A 2,700-nucleotide genomic window follows, 5' to 3' on the forward strand; every position below is an offset into this window, starting at 1 on the left:
ATTTGCCGTCCGATAAGTTTTCACCTGTTGGGGTACAATTTTATCAGCACTTATAAACGGGGCGAGGAAGGCAAATACCACCTAAGGGTTTCGTCTGTCCGCTTCGGGCTGATGAAGAAGAAGGTGAAGGAAATCACCCAGGACATGCCGTTTAGAAATTGTCCGGTGGACAATTTTAGGTGTGGGCCAGCTTGCAGGGGGGAGTGACCACTTAGTTTCGATCAACGATTGGAAGAACTCAACAGCTATCTTACTGGATGGTTGGGGTACTTTCGCTATGCAAATATGCAGAACAAGTTGAAAGAACTGGATGTTTGGATTCGTTGCCGTTTGCGTTATTGTATTTGGTCCCGATAGTTATCAAACTTTATGGATATTGATAATATCTCGGAATAGATAAATAACAACTCATTCATTCTAAATAACTATTTTATGATTGGCATGATTAGTTTTCTAATGACTTGTATATGTGTGCAGTGTGTTGGTTGTGTTGCAGTTTTATAATTCTGGCTATTTAGAATGGATTAAATAAATATCTAAATATTATTTTTAATAATTCTAGATAGATATTTCCCAAAACTTTCCATTGGTAAATATTTTATCCTCATTTTTTAGTTTTTGTAATAAATTTTTAATCTTATTCTTCTTTTGATATTCGTTTAATACGTCTGGGAGCTTTTCTAAAATAATACGTTCAAAATCGGAACTCTTTCCTTTTCCAAACTTTTTTAAATAATCCAATATTATTTTTTTGCAATATTCATCATCTATACCTCTTTGTTTCATATAGTCGCCCTGCTCTCCAGTTACTTTTGCGACAAATGCTGAAATATAAAAATTAGGTCTACGTCCTTCGATTAATCCTTTTGATTTTAAATGTTTAATCTCAACTGAATCTAAGGCTTTATTTTTAACTACCTTATCAAGTAAGATAATATCTCCTAATTTCAAATCAGGTAAAGTTGCCAGTTTACGAGCATAGTTAATATCAATAACTTTACCAGTAATGGTGACTTTTACTTTGTTGTTCGTAAATTCATAATCAGGTAATGGGAAATATTTCTTTCTTTGAATTAAAAACATTTTTTTAATTCCGCTTCCAATGGTGTCTATCATATTTAGGTTAACCATAGCATCAGCTAAGAACTTATTGCGATATCTAAATTCAGGAGCATCAGCTATTACAACTTCTTCAACACTTTCGGGTATGAACTTTCCTGCATTGCTAAATATTAAACTTCCTTCATCATTTTCTATTACAATAATTTTTCCGCCTAATGTATAGTCTTGATGAGCGATACAGTTATTTAATGCCTCTCGAATAATGTATGGGTCATATTGATCAACTTCTTCTGGGAATAATGTGCCGTCAGATATGTATCGATATTTTAAATTTCTTATTTTCTGATATACTTTCTCTGTATTAATAATTAAAGGGCACACAAAATGTTCGTAGTCTTTTTCAATATTATCTCTATCCTTAAGTATCCATGAAATTTTCGATGTAGCTGGATTAATAAAGTGTTCTGATTCAGCTTTACCTAGAAGTAAAATAGCCGTTCGCGTGATTTTCCCTTTAATACAAATTTTTGCTTTATTTAAAAACGTAAAATCATTCCAAGAATCAATATCTTCTGATAATTTTGGATTTTTCTTTTTATAAGATTCTCTTGCTTTGTGAATAGCCGTTTGTGATAAATCTTCAATGCTCGCATTATGAATTATTTCAGCACTCCAATCTTTTTCTGTTGCTTGAATTCGGATTCGTTCAACTTCTTCAATATTTAAGGCATTTAGTTGCTCTCCATCTCTTCCATAATAATGTCCTTTCCATGCTATTGGTATGCCTTTTGGAGCAGCAGGGATTTCAAATAAAATAACTCTACCAGTGGGAGTTTTTAACTCATGTATTTCTATAAATGAAATCCGATTGGTAGTGCCATTAGCAATTTCTGCTTTCAGCTTATGTAAGTCAGATTTGTTTGGTCTAAATTGAGTGTCGATAATCTTTTTGTCTTTATCTCTAACTCCGAAAACAAGCCAAGCTGCTAAATGTCCCTGTAAATTTGCTTCATTGCAGAGTGCTGAAAAATAACTGCCAAGTTTGCTAGAATCAAAGCTATTTTTGGCTTCTTTGAATTCTACAACTTCATTTTCATAGCTTTGCGAAAGGAGTTCCTCTAATTTGGCATTTATGTTTATCCGTTTTCTCATTTTTTGATTCTATATTCTTTCTTATTTGGAGCTAAATAGGCAAATTTAGAATAAAGTAAATTCAATTTTTTTAAAAATCTATGCAATAGATACAAATATAAAAATATGATTTGGTGTGTTGTTAAAATTGCAGCTCTTTAAAAAGGTAACGGGTTACCCCGGGCTTTTCCAACTCTTTAAAATAGTAATCAAGGTTGCATTTGATTTTCTCGTAACGGTCTTGTTTGTACGATGGTGTGCCTGCATGGAACTTGGTTTCCAATACAGGGTCATCTAGCTGCAAGAGATCACTCGTGCTTGTTTGAAGTGCCGCAACCTTTTTTAGATAGGTCTTTACCGTGTTTTTGCTCATGCCAAGCTCGCGGGTCATGGACTTGATGCTATGCCCCTGTTGGTGTAAAAGAATCAGTTGTTTGATCTGTCCCATACGTTTTGGTTTTCCTGCCATCTTGTTCTAAATGTTTATGGTTTATTCAAAACCATAAA

At 33.4% G+C, this 2,700-nt stretch carries 2 protein-coding genes; both read right to left on the reverse strand.

Annotation, left to right across the window (positions count from 1 at the left end):
• Positions 1-558: 558 nt before the first annotated feature.
• Positions 559-2,214 (reverse strand): putative DNA binding domain-containing protein, encoded by a 1,656-nt coding sequence (locus PF572_03245; GenBank protein MDA3840080.1) that lies wholly within the window; start codon positions 2,212-2,214, stop codon positions 559-561.
• A 121-nt stretch (positions 2,215-2,335) separates the two neighbouring features.
• Positions 2,336-2,641 (reverse strand): hypothetical protein, encoded by a 306-nt coding sequence (locus PF572_03250; GenBank protein ID MDA3840081.1) that lies wholly within the window; start codon positions 2,639-2,641, stop codon positions 2,336-2,338.
• Between the last annotated feature and the right edge of the window lie 59 nt (positions 2,642-2,700).

Source organism: Patescibacteria group bacterium (assembly GCA_027858235.1).
Lineage (GTDB): Bacteria > Patescibacteriota > Patescibacteriia > Patescibacteriales > BM507 > BM507.